This is a genomic window from Nonomuraea sp. NPDC005692 (genome assembly GCF_040631115.1).
Taxonomy (GTDB): domain Bacteria; phylum Actinomycetota; class Actinomycetes; order Streptosporangiales; family Streptosporangiaceae; genus Nonomuraea.
In genome coordinates, this window is sequence record NZ_JBEXYU010000023.1 from 67,464 (window position 1) to 82,934 (window position 15,471).

A 15,471-nucleotide genomic window follows, 5' to 3' on the forward strand; every position below is an offset into this window, starting at 1 on the left:
GTTGTTGCAGCATCGGGTGGACGGCCCGGAACACGGAGAGCCGATCGTCCTCGGCCCGTCGGTCGGCACCTCGACCCGGGTGTGGGAGCCGCAGGTCGCCGCGCTGGCCCGCAGGTTCCGCGTGGTCCGCTTCGACCTGCCGGGCCACGGCGGCTCCCCGTCGCCCGGCGTGTCCACGATCGACGGCCTGGCCGGGCTCGTCCTGGACCTGGCCGACGACCTGGGCCTGGACGCCTTCCACTACGCCGGCATCTCCATCGGCGGCGCGATCGGCGCCACCCTCGCCCTGCGCCACCCCGGACGCCTGCTGTCCCTGGCGATGATCTGCTCCTCGGCCCGCTTCGGCGAGCCGGACGGCTGGCGCGAGCGCGCCGCGCTGGTCCGCGAGCGGGGCACCGCGCCGCTGCTGGAGCCCACGGCCAAGCGCTGGTTCGCCGGGCCGGGCGACCCGGCGCTGCTCGACGACCTCGCCGCCGCCGACCCCGCCGGCTACGCCGCCTGCTGCGACGCCCTGGCCGGCTACGACCTGCGCGCCGAGCTGCCCGGCATCGCCGTCCCGACGCTGGTCCTGGGCGGGCGCGACGATCCGGCCACGCCGCCCGCGCACGCCAGGGAGCTGGCCGACGGCATCCCCGGCGCGACGCTCGTGGAGGTGCCTGGAGCGGCCCACCTGGCCGGCGTCGACCAGCCGGAACGGGTCACCGCCGCGCTGCTCGCCCACCTGCCCGCCGCCCCCGGCATGCGGGTGCGCCGGGAAGTGCTCGGGGACGCCCACGTCGACCGGGCCGTCGCCCGCACCACCGCGTTCACCAGGGACTTCCAGGACCTCATCACGCGCTACGCCTGGGGGGAGATCTGGACCAGGCCCGGCCTCGACCGGCGCACCAGGAGCTGCGTCACCCTCACCGCGCTGGTCGCGCACGGGCACCTCGACGAGCTGGCCATGCACGTCCGCGCCGCCGTGCGCAACGGGCTGACGGCCGACGAGATCGGCGAGGTGCTGCTGCAGAGCGCGATCTACTGCGGGGTGCCGGCCGCCAACGCGGCGTTCGCCGTCGCCCAGCGCGTCCTTACCGAGATATCAGGGGAGTCCGCATGACCATCACCCGTGACCTGCTGATCGGCGGCAAGAACGTCCCCGCCCTGAGCGGCCGCACGACGTCCGACCTGGCCCCCTACACCGGCGAGGTGTACGCGACCGTGGCCGCCGCGGGCGTCGAGGACGTCACCTCGGCCGTGGACGCGGCGCAGGCCGCCTTCGACGGCTGGGCCGCCACCAGCCCGTTCGCCCGCCGGGCGATCTTCCTCAAGGCCGCCGACCTGCTCCAGGAGCGCGGCGAGCAGGCCGTGGCGCTGATGGCCGCCGAGGTCGGCGGCACCCGCCCGTGGGCGCTGTTCAACGTCGGGCTGGCCGCGAACATGCTGCGCGAGGCCGCCGCCGCGATCACCGCGCCGCGCGGCGAGGTGCTCACCGCGCAGGAGGAGGGCGTGCTCGGCCTGGCCGTGCGCGAGCCGCTCGGCGTGGTCGCCGCCTTCTCGCCGTGGAACGCGCCGATCATCCTCGGCGTGCGCTCGGTGGCCGCCGCCCTGGCCGCGGGCAACACCGTCGTCATGAAGCCCAGCGAGGACGCCCCCATCGCGTGCGGCCTGTTCGTCGCCGACCTGCTGCACGAGGCCGGGCTGCCCGCGGGCGTGCTCAACGTGGTCACCAACGACCCGGCCGACGCCGCCGTGGTCGCCGAGGCGCTCATCGCCGACCCCCGCGTCCGCGCGGTCAACTTCACCGGCTCCACCGAGGTCGGCCGGATCATCGGCACCCACGCCGCCCGCCACCTCAAGCCCGCCCTGCTGGAGCTGGGCGGCAAGAACGCCATCATCGTCCTGGACGACGCCGACCTCGACCACGCCGTCGACGCCGCCGCGTTCGGCGTCTACATGAACGCGGGCCAGATCTGCATGTCGGGCGACCGCGTGCTGGTGCACGAGTCGCTGGCGGAGGAGTTCGGCCGCAGGTTCGCCGACAAGGTGCGCGCGCTGCCCGCCGGCGACCCGTCCCGGCCGGAGACCGTGATCGGGCCGCTGGTCAGCGCGGACGCCGCGCGCCGGGTGGCCGGGCTGGTCGCCGACGCGGTCGCCAAGGGCGCGACGGTGCTGGCCGGAGGCGGCGAGCCCGAGGGCGCGGTGCACCCGGCCACGGTGCTGACCGATGTGCCGAAGCACGCCGGTCTGTACTACGGCGAGGCGTTCGGCCCGGTGTGCGTGGTCGGCACCTTCGCCACCGACGACGAGGCCGTGGCCCTGGCCAACGACACCGAGCACGGCCTGACCGCCGGGATCATCACCGAGAACGGCACCCACGGCCTGCGCGTGGCCCGCCGCCTGCGGACCGGCATCGTGCACGTCAACGACCAGTCCGTGGGCGACGAGCCGCAGGCGCCGTTCGGCGGGGCCGGCTCCTCCGGCTACGGCCGGTTCGGCGGCCGGTGGGGCCTGGAGGCGTTCAGCAACACCCGCTGGATCACCCTGGCGACCGAGCAGGCCCACTACCCGTTCTGACCGCCCGGCCCGCCCCTGGGAGGGGCGGGTCGGCCGGCCCGCCGCCGGGTCAGTGTGCGTACGCCTGGAACTCCGCGGCCCGCACCTGCTCGCGCGCCGGGCTCGCCGTGGCGCAGTCGGTCGCGGAGGTGGGGTCGGCGTCCTGCTCGCCCGCGTAGCGCGGGTTGCCGGTGCACTGGCTGCTGACCACCCGCAGCATCAGGTGGGTGGCGCTGGTCGGCGGCACCCGGAAGGAGCGCACCAGCAGGTCCGCGCCGCGCGGCCGGGGCAGCGTGGCGTCGAACGCGTCCGCCGGGCTGGTGTAGACCTTCCTGAAGCTCGCCGGGTCGGCGCAGTTCGCGGCGCAGGCCAGCACCTCGAACGCGCGCAGCGCCGAGAACCTGTTCTGCCCGCCCGGATCGGCGGCGTCGCCGACGTCGGGCCGGAGCATCGCGCTCACCTGGACCCTGCGCACCGTGACGGGACGGTCGCCCGCCAGGTCCACGGTGACCGACCTGCCGGCCGGCGCGCCGGTGCGCGAGGCCCAGTTCGTGGCCTCGGTGTCGTCGATCAGCCGGGCCTGGTTGACGCCGTCGCCGGCGGCCGTCGCGCCCGCCGCGGCCGAGGCGAGGTTGCGCGGCAGCGGCAGCGGGAGCGGCAGCTTCGCCCCGGCCACCACCGGGAACGTCAGCCGCGCGTGCCCGAACCCGGCGCCCGCCACCACGAACCGGTACGTGCCCGGCGTCATCTCGACGGTGTCGCCCAGCGGGGTGGCCGGATCGGTGTCGGCGACCGGCACCGCGCGGCCCTCGTAGTCGCCCACGTAGAGCCGCAGGGCCGCGTCCTTGGCCGCGCCGAGCGGCTTGAGCTGGAGGGAGCCGTTACGGCCCGCCGGGTCGACGAAGCTCGGCGTCGGGTCGGGGTCGTTCGGGCCGTTGCTGGCCGCGCCCTTGCCGAGGCCGTGCTCGGCGAACGCCCGCCACAGGATGTCCTGGTTCGCGCCGTCGAAGCGGATGGCGTCGGCGGCCAGGATCGCGTCACGGTGATCGACGTAGCTGACCGCGCCGGAGGCCATCAGCAGCAGGGCGTCGTACGAGAGCTGCGCCCACCGCCGGTTGCCCGGGCACCTGTCCACCGCCACCTTGCCGTCGGCGCAGTCGCGCTGCCGGGCGGGCGTGCCCTTGCCGTACCGCTTGACGAACGCCTCGCGGACGTCGAACTGGGTGGCGGTCCAGATCTCGCCGTCCGCGTGCACCTGCGCGCCGACCAGGTCGTAGGCGATGTCGCTGTAGTTCAGCGGCGACCTGGACATGTCGTAGTTGCGGATGCCGCGCGTCCGGTCGCCCGTGACGTACGGGCCGATCACGTACGGGGTCGCGCCGGAGGAGCGGAAGCCGTACTCGTCGAGGTACTCCATGGCGAACAGGTCGGAGGTGCTCTCGTTCATGGCGCCCGCCTGCGCGCCGCTCCAGCCGGCGTTCGGTCCGGCGATCATGCGGCCGGAGATGGCGTGGGTGTACTCGTGGCCGATGACCGACATGTCGTAGTCGCCGTCCACGCAGGGGGAGTAGAACGAGCCGGCGATCGGCTGCCACAGGTACATGTTGGTGATCGGGGCGACGCCGTCGGGGCCGGTGATCTGGTTGGCGTTGTCGCGTACCGACGACACGCGTGCGCCGGCCTGGGCGTTGCCCAGCTCGGGGTCGTTGCCGAGCCCGCCGCGGTCGCCGTTGTCGACCTGCATGTTCCAGGCGGACTCGGTGAAGCCGAGCCGGTAGGACCAGTCGTGCATGCGGTTGTGCATGGCGTTGAGGTTGGCGATGGCGGCCTCCAGGTCCGCCTCGCCCGGCTGGTCGAACGTCGCCGGGTCGCACTTGGCCTGGTGCCAGGTGTTGCGCCAGGGGTAGACGTAGTCGCGGTTCGGGGAGGGCGCGTTCGCGCGGGTGCCGACGGTGAACGGGTCGCCGCTCGCGCGGTTCTCGTACGTCCGGGCGGCGTTGCCCGCGCTGGTGTGGGTCGGCGTGCCGGTGGCGTGGTCCACGTCCCAGGCGCGGCCGGTCGCCGGGTCGCCGCGGGTGGCGAGGTCGCAGCCGGGCCCGGCCGCCTGGCACCAGGTCCGCCGGGTGTCGGTGGCGGAGTAGTCGCCGGGCGGGTTGACCGGGAAGGCCGCCCAGCGCGGGTTCTCCGGGTCGAAGTGGTCGACCAGGTTCTCGCGGGTGAGGATGCCGCCGCTGACCGCGTCCACGTGGGTGGTGTACGCCGCCGCCTCGCCCCTCCCGCCGCCGATCAGGACCACCTGGTACGCGCTGTGCACGCCGTCCGGCGCGGGCACGGCCACCTTCGTGACCTGCTTCGTCGTCGCCGTGGCCAGGTCCACGCCGCCGTCGCGGGCCGCGATCTCCAGGGCCCGCGCCTCGCTGATCGCGGCGGCCGGGGGCGCGGCCTGCTCGCGGGCGAGCGAGGAGGTCACGTGGCGCACCTTCCCTCGCACGACGCCGACCGCGACGAGCCCGTCCACCCCGGCCGGCAGCCCGCCGAACCGCTGGCGCAGGAGCACGGCGTGACCGGCGCCCAGGGGGTTGACCGCGACCTTCTCCAGCCCGGCGACCTCCTCGGCCGACAGGCCGAACAGCGGCTCGTTGGCGGTCAGGTAGGCGCGGGCGGCCCGTTCGGGATCCTCGCCCAGGCCCTCGGCGAGCGGCGCGGCGCCGGTGACGACGGCTGGGGTGCCGAGGGCGTTCCAGCGGATCTCCGCGCCGGCGGCCCGCGCGCCGAGCCCGGCGGGCGGCGGGACGCGGCCCTGCCGGTGGTCCAGGTCCGGTTTGCCGTGCTGCTCGGCCTGGAAGTCGTGGACGATCGGGGCCTGGCCGCCGGGTTCGCCCCGCGCGGCGCCGGTCAGGGGCAGGGCAGAGGCGGTGACCGCGAGGGCGATCACGGCGCTGCGTAACCAGGGTCTAGTGGACACGGTTCCTCCTGGGTACAGAAGACGCGCGGTTGACGCCCGTCCCGCCAGAGGTAACACCGCCCCGGAGTCCTGACAAGATCGGATAAAGCCTCCAGACCTGTCCAGTTCTTGACACCGCCGCGTATTCAACCTATAGGTTGATAAACCAATGGGTTGAACAAGGAGGAAGAGATGCTTCTCCGAGAAAAGATCGCGGTGGTCCACGGCGGCGGCGGCTCGATCGGCGGCGCGGTGGCCCGCGCCTTCGCCCGCGAGGGCGCCCGCGTCTTCCTGGCCGGCCGCACCCAGGCCCCGCTCGACAAGGTCGCCGACGACATCCGTGCGGCCGGCGGGACGGCGGAGACCGCCCTCGTGGACGCGCTGGACGAGCAGGCCGTCGACGCGTTCACCGGCTCGGTGGCCGCCCGCGAGGGCCGCATCGACGTCTCGTTCAACGCCATCTCCGTCCAGGACGTGCAGCGCCCGCTGGCCGAGATCTCCGTCGAGGACTTCCTGCGGCCGATCCAGGTCGCCGCGCGCACCCAGTTCCTCACCATCAGGGCCGCGGTGCGGCACATGGCCGGTTCGGGCGTCGTCCTGCTGTTCGGCGGCGGCGGGCCGCAGACGCAGCCGGGGCTGGGCGGGTTCAAGGTGTCGCTGGACACCATGGAGGGCATCCGCCGCCAGTGGGCGTGCGAGGCCGGGAGGCAGGGCGTGCGCGTGGTCACCCTGATCACCGGCGGCGTGCCGGAGAGCATCCCCGACTCGTTCCCGGGCAAGGCCGCGCTGGAGGCGGAGCTGCGCGAGCCCACCCTGCTCGGACGGCTCGCCACCCTCGCCGACGTGGGCGACGTGGCGGCGTTCGTCGCCTCCGACCGGGCCCGGACCATGACGTCGGCGACCGTGAACGTCTCCTGCGGCGCGATCGTGGACCATTAGGGTCGGCACCGCCCAGGAAGGAACGTACCCACCGATGCCCGACGACCAGCTCAGCCTCACCTTCGCCGCCCTGGCCGACCCGACCCGGCGGGCCATCCTCGCCCGGCTGGCCGACGGCGAGGCGACGGTCAACGAGCTGGCCGAGCCCTTCGAGATGAGCCTGCAGGCCGTGTCCAAGCACCTGAAGGTGCTGGAGCGGGCCGGGCTGATCAGCCGCGGACGCGACGCGCAGTGGCGGCCGTGCCGCCTGGAGACGGAACCCCTGGAGGGCGCCTCCGCATGGATCGACCGCTACCGCGACCGCTGGACCGGCAGCTTCGACCGGCTCGACCAGGAGATCAGCAAGCTCCGGCACAGCGAGGAAGGACGTGACCATGGGTGAGACCGAATTCGTCATCGAACCCGGCCGCCAGGACATCATCATGATCCGGGCCTTCGACGCCCCCAGGGACGTCGTGTTCCGGGTCGTGACCGACCCGGCGCTGATCCCGCGCTGGTGGGGCCCCCACTGGCTGGACACCCGGGTGGACGCCATGGAGGTCGCGCCGGGCGGACGGTGGCGCTTCGTCAACACCGACGCCCGCGGCCGGGAGTACGCCTTCGGCGGCGTCTACCACGCGGTCGTGCCACCGGAGCGGTACGTGCGCACGTGGGAGTTCGAGGGCACGCCGGGCGAGGTGGCGCTGGAGACCGTCCGGCTGGAGGAGGCCGGCGGCCGTACCCGGTACGTGGCCCGGTCGGTGCACCCGTCCGTCGAGGCGCGCGACGCCATCGTCCGCGCCGACGGGCCCAAGGGCGGCGTCCAGTCCATGGACCGCCTCGCCGAGCTGCTGAAGGCCCGCTGAGGCGCTACTTCGGGCAGGCCAGGCGGCAGCCGGCGAAGCGGGCCTCGTCCGGCTCCGGGAAGCGGGACCTCGCCGCCCCGCGCAGGGCCTCGGCCATCGAGGCGCGCCAGATCGGGCCGGGGACGGTGGTGCCGTCCACGACGTCGTAGCGGCGTCCGCCGACGGTCAGGCCGGTCACCGCGTCGGCGACGGCCGCGTCCAGAACCTGCTCGCACCGGGGGGCGAGGGCGTGCAGCACCTTGCCGGAGCCGTCGCGGACCTCCTTGACCGCCCTCGGCGCGCAGCGCAGGCCGTGGGCGGCCAGCGTGGCGTAGGTGCCGGCGACGGTGACGGTGTCCGCCTCGTTGATGCCGAGCGTGAACGTCTCGTACTCCTGCAGCGGTGTCCCGTCGCGGCGGGCGAGGCCGAGCCGCTGCGCCGTGCGCACGGTCCGGCAGAGGCCGACCCGCTCCTCCAGCCGCAGGAAGAAGGGGTTCGGCACGGCGCGGGCGGCCGAACGCAGGGTGGTGAACGCGCCGCCGTCCTCGCCGCCGCGGCCGGTGATCGTATGGGTGGGGTCGCCGACGTTCTCGCCCTTGCAGTTGGTGAAGGAGTTGTAGCCGGTGGCCTGGAAGGAGCGGGCGCGGGGGAAGCCGTCGTCGTAGCGGAAGCCGCCGGACAGCGCCGCCGCCAGCGTGTACGCCATCGCCGTGGAGCCCTGGGGGAGGGCGTGCGCGCCCTCGCCGCGGCTGGCCGCCAGCGCCCTGATCTCGCCGCTGCCCGGCGCCACCATCGCCTCGACGGCGACGGGCGCGTCATCCGGGCGGACCCGAGCCTCGACGGCCCGCTGCGCCGCCTGCTGCGCCCGCGGGTCGAGGGTGGTCGCCACGACCAGGCCGCCCCGGGTGAGCAGCCGCGGATCGATCGCGGTCAGCTCGTCGCGCACCCGGCGGCAGAAGGCGGGGTGGCGGCTGGCCGCGCAGTCGGGGGCGAGCTGCTCGACGACCCGGCCGCCGCCGTCGGTGATCACGCTGTCGCGCACCACCGGCGGGGCGACGGCCAATCGCTGCCTGGCCGGAGCCGGACCGGCCGTCGCGGACATCAGCAGGACGGCGCCCCAGACGGCCGCCGCCACTCCGGCGACGACGGCGAGGAGAAGTCGCTTCATCGACGTCCTTCCGGAAGGGGGGTGCGGCCGGCCCGTCCATCATGGCCGACCGCACCGCCCCCGTGCACCGGAGCTAGACGATCACACCCGTTGCCACAGGGCGGGCACGTTCGGCGGCTCCCAGCCGGGCAGCGCCGTGTGCGGCTGGACGCAACGGTAGGTGACGTTGTTGTAGACCACCTGGTCACCCGACTTGTACGCGGTGCCCGCCGTCCAGTTGCCGGTCGGGCCCTGAGTGGGGGTCACCGTGGGGGTCGGGGTGGGCGTGGGGGTCGGCGTCGGGGTGGCGGTGGGGGTCGGCGTCGGCCCGCCGGGACCCACCTGGAGGTCGACGCAGTTGTAGAAGGCGTTCTCCGTGTCGGCGATGTTCCAGATGGCCAGCAGCTTGATGCGCCCGGTACGGCCGCCCAGGTTCACCGAGTGGGTCACCGTGGAACCCGGCTGTCTGCCGTGGTCGTCGAAGACCGCGATCCGGGTGCCGCCGACGTAGTACTCCCACGTGCTGGTGGCGTGCCGAGCCTCGATGAGCCACTTGAAGTTGACCGTGTCACCCACGGAGGCGGCCGGCCAGGCCTTGCTGTCGTCGTCCAGCGGGGCCCACCGGGCGTCGCCGCCGCTGCAGTTGCGCAGGCCCTTGGGGCCCTCGACGCTCTGCGGCTCCCAGATGATCTGGCCGCAGTTCTTGACCTTGCCGGCCGCGCAGTTGGCCTGGCGGCTGGGCGGGTCGGAGATGTAACCGTGCGCCGAGGCCGGCGGGGACAGGGCGACGACGGTGGCGACGGAGACCGCCGCCATGGCTAAGAAGGTCCATACTCTGCGCATGTCACCGTTCCTTCATGCTGGGGGATGCTCCCAAATATAAAGGAAAGTTTCCTAACGGTAAATGGCACAGTCAGCGCTTTTCCGTCCCGCAGTCAGGCTGCTCCGATGCTGTCGGGCTCGTGAAGCGCGCGCCGCCCGGCCTATCGGGCTCGGCCGGACAGCAGCTCCGTCCAGATCGCCTTAGTCGTACGGATCGAGCGAAGAGAGGTCTCGTGCACCTCGGGCTTGCCGTCGAGTTGGACGGTTCGCCGCAGGAACGCCTGCCCGCCGCCCTCGCACAGTTCGTAGACGGTGGCCTGGCAGTAGCAGGTCCAGGCCACCGGACGCGTCCGTACGAGCGTCCGGTACGGCTTGTGCCATCGCAGCCGGGTATGACCGTGCTGAGCGGTGGGAACGTGGGGGCTCAGGCACTTGTCAGACGTGAGCACAGTGCACCGCTCCGATCGGCAGCGGACGGCTGGTGCGAAGCTCGCGGTACCGGAGGGCGACGCCCAGTCCCTCGTGAACGTGGTCGCCATCGCCATCGCCATCGCTGACGGTCTTCGTCCTGCGTGATGATTCCACTGATCCACCTGAATGAGTCGGTCACGCCAGCCCTTGCGAGCTACGCTGGATCGGCTTGTCCGTGCTGGTGGCAACGCTATGAACAGCGCGGACGTCGCAGAACTGACCGGAAGTACGAGTACGGACGGCGGTGGCTCCTGTCATGACCTCCCAGGGCGCGGGAACCCTGACAGCCGGTCGGGGTAACGCCGAGCACGGCCGGGAGGGCCGGATCTCCGGTTATGTGCTCAAGGTCATCCGTGAGTCCACCGGGATGACCCAGGAACGGTTCGCCGAACTTCTCGGTCTGGACGTCACGACGGTTCAGGGTTGGGAATCCGGGCGCCGCCCGCTGATGGCGATCTCCACAGGGACGTATCTGTCGTTGCGGCACTGGCTCCTACGGCTCGGCGTCCCATCGCGTCTGCTCTTCCAGCTGGACATGGCCCTTGAAGCCGACCGGTTCGTCGGCCACGTGCTCGGCACCGAGCCGGGGAAGGTCCGGACCGAAGATCATCCACTGGCCTCATGGGTGATCACGCGTCCGTTCACCGACCTCGTAGCCTGGCCGTTCACCAGGACGGCTCCGTCCGCCATGGCGGGAACCGCGCGGGGGACCGGCCGCCGGGGGCCGGTGGCCACCTCACCTTCGCTTCTGCCCGACGAACGCGCGCACTTCTTCGAGCACTTGAAGGTGGTGGCCGAGCGTGCCGACACGGGCCGGGCGGACGGCATGCTGCTGCGCCGCCAGGCCCACTATGTCGCCGGCTTCGACGACACGGCGGAAACCGCGGACTGGCTCACAGCGATGCAACGCGCCGAAGAACGTCGGATGAGCCGGGCGGGCGGGTGGACGCCGTCATGGGCCGTTGTCCGGTCCGGCGCCCACTCGCTGGCCAGGCTCGGCGACCGCGAGGGGTTGCAGCACTTCATCCGCGTCCATCTGGCCGACGAGGTCTGCGAGGTGGCCAACCTCAACTACTGGGCCTACTGGCTCGGTGAGGTGGGCGAACCTCAGCTGGCGGACACGTTCATGATCGAGCTGAGACCGGACGTGTGGCGCGGGACCGAGCTTCTCCGGCATTTGACCGGCAAGCTGAACTCCGCCAATCCCTACCTCGACGTGGTGGCCCACACGCTGTGGGCACTGGTCATGCTGCGCCCCTCGACATTGGACAGCCAGACCATGGACGCCCTTGGGAACGCGGCTGTCCGTACGCTGGACGAGGCCATCGCGTCAGCACAGTCCCAGCGTGAACTGGAGGCGGTCATCTACGCTCTGCGCATGATCCACCGAGGGTGAGAAGGGACTTCCATGGCGGAGGAACTGGCGAGGTTGACGGGCCTGCTGTACGAGATCGGACTGCTCAAGCGCTACAAGCGCACAGGCTGGCTGGTCGCGGGGGTGCGCGACCCCGAGAGCATCGCCGATCACTCCTTCCGGACAGCGATCATCGCGAGTGTGATCACGGCTCTGGAGGGCGGCAACCCCGAGCGCGCGGCGTTCATGAGCCTGTTCCACGACACCCAGGAGACCCGTGTCACCGACATTCCCTACGTCGGCAAGCGCTACTTGACGGCGGCGCAGAACGAGGAGGTCACCGCCGACCAGGTACGCGGTCTTCCGGAGCCGGTGGCGGAGATGCTGGGCGGCGCGGTCGGTGAGTACGAGGGGAAGGCCAGCCTTGAGGCCGTCTGCGCTCGTGACGCCGACAAGCTCGAATGCCTGATGCAGGCCGTCGAGTACCGCGAGCAGGGGCACCAGAACGTCCAGCCGTGGATCGACAGCTCGCTCGCCGCGCTGCGGACGGCGTCCGCGAAGCGCCTCGCGGACGAGATGCTCAGCACGGGATCGCTGGAGTGGATGACGCGCGTCCTCAACGGAGATTGAGTCACCCGGCGTTCACAGCCGTCATAGATGGGGCTGGCCAACAGGTGGTGACATGTCGTGACATCGCCTAGGCTGAGGGTGCCGAGGGGAGTACTTCGCAAGCGCCGGCCCGGTCAGTACGGACGTCCCAGACGTCCCCGGGCGGCCGCCCGCGCGATCGGCGCACGGGCGAAGGAGACCTCGAACGATGACGCGCGTTCGAGGAGGACCCATGCCCCCGGGCACATTGCCGGCTGCCCCCGCCCTGACCACCATCGCCACGCCCACCCTCTGGCTGGTCGCGATCGCCGGGCTCGTGCTGCTGCTGGCGCTGGATCTTTTCTTGACCAGGCGCCCGCACGAGGTCCGCATGCGCGAGGCGGCCGGCTGGTCGGTGTTCTACCTGGTGCTGCCGGTGATCTTCGGCTTCTACCTGTGGGCGGACCACGGCGGCGGCGTCGCCGTGGAGTTCTTCACCGGGTTCGTGGTGGAGAAGTCGTTGTCGGTGGACAACCTGTTCGTGTTCATGTTGCTGCTGGCCGCCTTCGCCGTCCCGCCCGCGCTGGCCCGGCAGGTCCTGCTGTACGGGATCGTGGGCGCGCTCGTCCTGCGCGGCATCTTCATCTGGCTCGGCGCCGCCGCCCTGCAGAGCGGCACGTGGGCGTTCCTGCTGTTCGGCGCGATCCTCATCGTCACCGCCGGGAAGATCCTCAAGGACGTGCTCGGCGGCCACGAGCAGCAGGTGGACATCTCCTCCATGCGCAGCGTCCGGCTGGTGCGCCGGTTCGTGCCGGTCACCGACGACTACCGCGGCTCCCGGCTGGCCGTGCGCGAGGGCGGGCGGCTGGCCCTGACGCCGCTGGCCCTGGCCGCCGTCGCCGTCCTCGGCACGGACATCGTCTTCGCCGTGGACTCCGTGCCGGCCGTGTACGGCGTGACCGAGGACCCGTTCCTGGTCTTCGCCACCAACGCCTTCGCGCTGATGGGCCTGCGGGCGCTGTACTTCGTGCTGCAGGGCGTCCTGACCAAGCTGCGCCACCTCAACCACGGGCTGAGCGTCATCCTGGCCTTCATCGGGGTCAAGCTCATCCTGCACTGGGCGCACGGCGTCTGGGACTGGCTGCCGCAGATCCCGACGCTCGCCTCGCTCGGCGTGATCGTCGCCGTCCTGACCACGGTCACCCTGACCAGCCTGTACGCCAACCGCCGCGACCGCGAGAAGGAGGCCGCGAGCTAGTTCACCGCTCCGACGCCTGGGTGCCCCCGACGAGAGAGCCGGCCGTCATGTCGGCATGACGACATGGTCGCGAGACGCTTTCAGGGAAGGACCCCGCGCCCATGACGATCTCTCTTGACACGAGCCGGTACACGGTCGGCATGGCCACGAGCCCCGCCGATCTCCAGGCGGCCCAGCGGCTGCGGTACGAGGTCTTCGCCGAGGAGATGGGGGCGCGGCTCGACAGCCCGGTCTCCGGCCTCGACGTGGACCGGTTCGACGCCTACTGCGACCACCTCCTGGTACGGGAGGGGCGGCGGGTGGTGGGGACGTACCGGCTGCTGCCGCCGGGACGGTCCGACCGGCTCTACTCCGACGGCGAGTTCGACCTGCGCGCCCTCGCCCCCATCCGGAACAACCTCGTCGAAGCAGGACGTACCACCGTGCACCCGGACCACCGGGACGGCGCGGTGGTCGCGCTGATGTGGGCCGGGATCGCCCGGTACATGGTGGACGGCGGCCACCAGTGGCTGGCGGGCTGCTGCTCGGTGCCGCTCGACGACGGCGGCGCGCTGGCGGCCGGGGTGGCCGGGCGGGTGCCGCTCGGCCCCGAGGAGCACCGGGTCACGCCGCACGTGCCCTGGCTCGGCGACGGCGCGCCGCGCTCCGACCGGTTCGTGCCGCCCGCGCTGCTCCGCGGCTACCTGCGGCTGGGCGCGTGGGTGTGCGGGCCGCCCGCGCACGACCGGGACTTCGGCACGGCCGACTTCTTCGTGCTGCTCTCGATGGCCCAGGTGAACACCCGCTACCTGCGTCACTTCCTGGGCGGGACGCCGTGACCGGCCCGTGGCTGCGTACGGGCCCGTGCACGCCGGACATGTGCGTGGGGGCGGCGGTCGCCGGCGCTGGGGTGGCCCGCCGGGCGCTGCGGCTGCTCGCGGCGGCCCTGGTGGTGCTGGCCGGGGTGCCGGTCGCGCTGTCACTCCGCCGCGCCCGCCCGGACGTGCGGGGGCGCGTCACCGGGACGTGGGCCCGGCTGCTGCTGCGCGCCCTCGGCATCCACCTGGACCTGGCCGCCGGGGAACCGGGCGAGCAGGCCGGGAAGCCGGGCGAGCAGGCGCGGGACGGCGAGTGGGCGGGGGCCGGGGAGCTGGTCGTGGCCAATCATGTGTCGTGGCTGGACCCGCTGGTCATCGCGGCCGCCGTGCCCTCGCGCCCGCTGGCCAAGCGGGAGATCGCCGCCTGGCCGGTCGTCCGCACGCTGGCGGCGGGCTCGGGCGCGCTGTTCATCGACAGGGAACGCCTGTCCGCGCTGCCGTCGGCGGTCGCCGCCGTGGCCGCGGCGCTGCGGGCGGGCGACACCGTCGTGGCCTTCCCCGAGGGCACCACGTGGTGCGGGCTCGGCATGGGCGACTTCCGGCCGGCGGTGTTCCAGGCGGCGATCGACGCGGGTGCCGTCGTACGGCCCGCGACGCTGCGCTACCGCGAGGACGGCCGGCCCTCGACCCGCGCCTGCTACGTGGGCGAGGACTCGCTGCTCGCCTCGGTGCTGCGGGTGGCCGCGACCCGGCGGCTGACCGTCGAGGTGCGCCTGCTGGCTCCCCTGCGCGCCGCGCCGTCGGCCGTACGGCCGCGGGCGCGCGCGGCCCTGGCCGGGAACGCCGAGGCCCTGGTACGCGCCGCGATGGACGGCCCTCCCGAGCGGGCGCGGGGGAGGGCCGTCGCTCACTTGCCGAAGCCCGCGGTCAGCCCGCTGAGCAGCTGACGGCGGCCCACCACGTAGAGGATCAGGATGGGCAGCGTGGTCAGGACGACCGAGGCGAGCACGGCGGGCACGTTCACGCTGTACTGGCCCTGGAACGTCCACAACGCCAGCGGCAGCGTGCGCTTGTCCGGGCTCTGGGTCAGGATCAGCGGCAGCAGGAAGCCGTTCCAGATCGTCAGCGCGTTGTAGATCGTCACCGTCACCACGGCCGGACGGGTCAGCGGGAAGGTCAGCCGCCAGAGCATGCCCCAGTCGGTGGCGCCGTCCAGCCGCATCGACTCGAACAGCTCCTTGGGCACGTCCCTGATGAAGTTCGACAACACCAGCACCGACAGCGGGATCGCGAACGCGATGGAGGGCAGGATCATGCCCAGCAGCGAGTCGTACAGGTGCAGCCGGATGATGATCAGGTAGATGGGGATGATCGTGGCCTGGAGCGGGATCGCCAGCCCCATGAGGAACAACGAGTTCACCCCGCGCAGGAACCGCCCGCCGCCGCGCACGATCGCGTACGCCGCCATGAACGACACCCCGACGGCGGGCACCACCGCGCCGAGGGTGAGGAGGAGGCTGTTGAGGAAGTACAGCGCGAAGTCCGACTCCAGCACCATCCGGTAGGCGCCCAGCGTCGGCTCCGACGGCGGCGCGAGCGGGTTGGAGGCGTAGTAGGAGCTCTGCTCCTTGAAGCTGGTGATGACGATCCAGTAGATCGGGACCACCACGATCGCCAGCCAGATCCACCCGGCCACCCCGGCCACCCAGTTGCGGCGGGCGGCGGCCGGGCCGCCCGCCCGCCGGGACGCCCCGGCGGCCCGCCGCGCCGGCTTCGTCAGCGTCGTCGCCAT

15 protein-coding genes are annotated in these 15,471 nt (G+C 72.7%); 10 read left to right on the plus strand and 5 right to left on the minus strand.

From position 1 onward, the window contains the following. Position 1: 1 nt before the first annotated feature. Together pcaC and ABZ459_RS35445 are read left to right on the plus strand one after the other, a co-directional pair. Positions 2–1,099 carry a 4-carboxymuconolactone decarboxylase gene (gene pcaC / locus ABZ459_RS35440; RefSeq protein ID WP_357979934.1) on the plus strand — a complete coding sequence of 366 codons (1,098 nt, stop codon included), beginning with the start codon at positions 2–4 and terminating at the stop codon, positions 1,097–1,099. Next, positions 1,096–2,556 (plus strand): aldehyde dehydrogenase family protein, encoded by a 1,461-nt coding sequence (locus ABZ459_RS35445; protein ID WP_357979726.1) that lies wholly within the window; start codon positions 1,096–1,098, stop codon positions 2,554–2,556. Before pcaC ends, ABZ459_RS35445 begins: the two co-directional genes overlap by 4 nt. A 49-nt stretch (positions 2,557–2,605) precedes the next feature. Here ABZ459_RS35445 and ABZ459_RS35450 read toward each other — a convergent pair whose 3' ends face one another. Continuing rightward, the gene (locus ABZ459_RS35450; protein WP_357979728.1) at positions 2,606–5,500 is read right to left on the minus strand and encodes a M36 family metallopeptidase; all 2,895 of its coding nucleotides are present in this window, start codon (positions 5,498–5,500) and stop codon (positions 2,606–2,608) included. Between the two features lie 171 nt (positions 5,501–5,671). Between ABZ459_RS35450 and ABZ459_RS35455 the strand changes: the two genes are divergently transcribed. Genes ABZ459_RS35455 through ABZ459_RS35465 form a run of 3 tightly spaced genes read left to right on the plus strand, consistent with a single transcriptional unit; the run spans position 5,672 to position 7,263 of the window. After that, positions 5,672–6,418, plus strand: a complete 747-nt coding sequence (locus ABZ459_RS35455) for an SDR family oxidoreductase (RefSeq protein ID WP_357979730.1) — start codon at positions 5,672–5,674, stop codon at positions 6,416–6,418. A 34-nt stretch (positions 6,419–6,452) separates the two neighbouring features. After that, the gene (locus ABZ459_RS35460; RefSeq protein ID WP_357979732.1) at positions 6,453–6,800 is read left to right on the plus strand and encodes a metalloregulator ArsR/SmtB family transcription factor; all 348 of its coding nucleotides are present in this window, start codon (positions 6,453–6,455) and stop codon (positions 6,798–6,800) included. After that, positions 6,793–7,263: an SRPBCC domain-containing protein gene (locus tag ABZ459_RS35465; protein ID WP_357979733.1), complete on the plus strand. Its 471-nt coding sequence runs from the start codon at positions 6,793–6,795 to the stop codon at positions 7,261–7,263. The genes ABZ459_RS35460 and ABZ459_RS35465 overlap by 8 nt, the downstream gene beginning before the upstream one ends. A 4-nt stretch (positions 7,264–7,267) precedes the next feature. Here the strand turns inward: ABZ459_RS35465 and ABZ459_RS35470 are convergent, their stop codons facing one another. The 3 genes from ABZ459_RS35470 to ABZ459_RS35480 form a co-directional block, all read right to left on the minus strand. Next, positions 7,268–8,410, minus strand: coding sequence for a hypothetical protein (locus tag ABZ459_RS35470; protein ID WP_357979735.1), 1,143 nt, complete (start codon positions 8,408–8,410; stop codon positions 7,268–7,270). Between the two features lie 81 nt (positions 8,411–8,491). Continuing rightward, positions 8,492–9,232: a lytic polysaccharide monooxygenase gene (locus ABZ459_RS35475; RefSeq protein ID WP_357979737.1), complete on the minus strand. Its 741-nt coding sequence runs from the start codon at positions 9,230–9,232 to the stop codon at positions 8,492–8,494. A 140-nt stretch (positions 9,233–9,372) separates the two neighbouring features. Then, positions 9,373–9,660, minus strand: a complete 288-nt coding sequence (locus tag ABZ459_RS35480) for a hypothetical protein (RefSeq protein ID WP_357979739.1) — start codon at positions 9,658–9,660, stop codon at positions 9,373–9,375. A gap of 278 nt (positions 9,661–9,938) precedes the next feature. On the opposite strand from ABZ459_RS35480, the gene ABZ459_RS35485 reads away from it, so the two are divergent. From ABZ459_RS35485 to ABZ459_RS35505, 5 genes are all read left to right on the plus strand, one after another. After that, the gene (locus ABZ459_RS35485; protein WP_357979741.1) at positions 9,939–11,078 is read left to right on the plus strand and encodes a helix-turn-helix domain-containing protein; all 1,140 of its coding nucleotides are present in this window, start codon (positions 9,939–9,941) and stop codon (positions 11,076–11,078) included. Between the two features lie 12 nt (positions 11,079–11,090). After that, positions 11,091–11,666, plus strand: coding sequence for an HD domain-containing protein (locus ABZ459_RS35490; protein ID WP_357979743.1), 576 nt, complete (start codon positions 11,091–11,093; stop codon positions 11,664–11,666). Between the two features lie 211 nt (positions 11,667–11,877). Beyond that, positions 11,878–12,882, plus strand: a complete 1,005-nt coding sequence (locus ABZ459_RS35495; protein ID WP_357979745.1) for a TerC/Alx family metal homeostasis membrane protein — start codon at positions 11,878–11,880, stop codon at positions 12,880–12,882. Positions 12,883–12,983: 101 nt separating this feature from the next. After that, entirely contained in the window at positions 12,984–13,700 is a 717-nt protein-coding gene (locus tag ABZ459_RS35500) for a GNAT family N-acyltransferase (RefSeq protein ID WP_357979747.1), read from the plus strand. Beyond that, on the plus strand, positions 13,697–14,626 hold the full coding sequence (locus ABZ459_RS35505) for a lysophospholipid acyltransferase family protein (protein ID WP_357979749.1): 930 nt from the start codon (positions 13,697–13,699) through the stop codon (positions 14,624–14,626). The genes ABZ459_RS35500 and ABZ459_RS35505 overlap by 4 nt, the downstream gene beginning before the upstream one ends. Here the strand turns inward: ABZ459_RS35505 and ABZ459_RS35510 are convergent. Continuing rightward, positions 14,587–15,471, minus strand: coding sequence for a carbohydrate ABC transporter permease (locus ABZ459_RS35510; protein WP_357979751.1), 885 nt, complete (start codon positions 15,469–15,471; stop codon positions 14,587–14,589). The genes ABZ459_RS35505 and ABZ459_RS35510 overlap by 40 nt on opposite strands.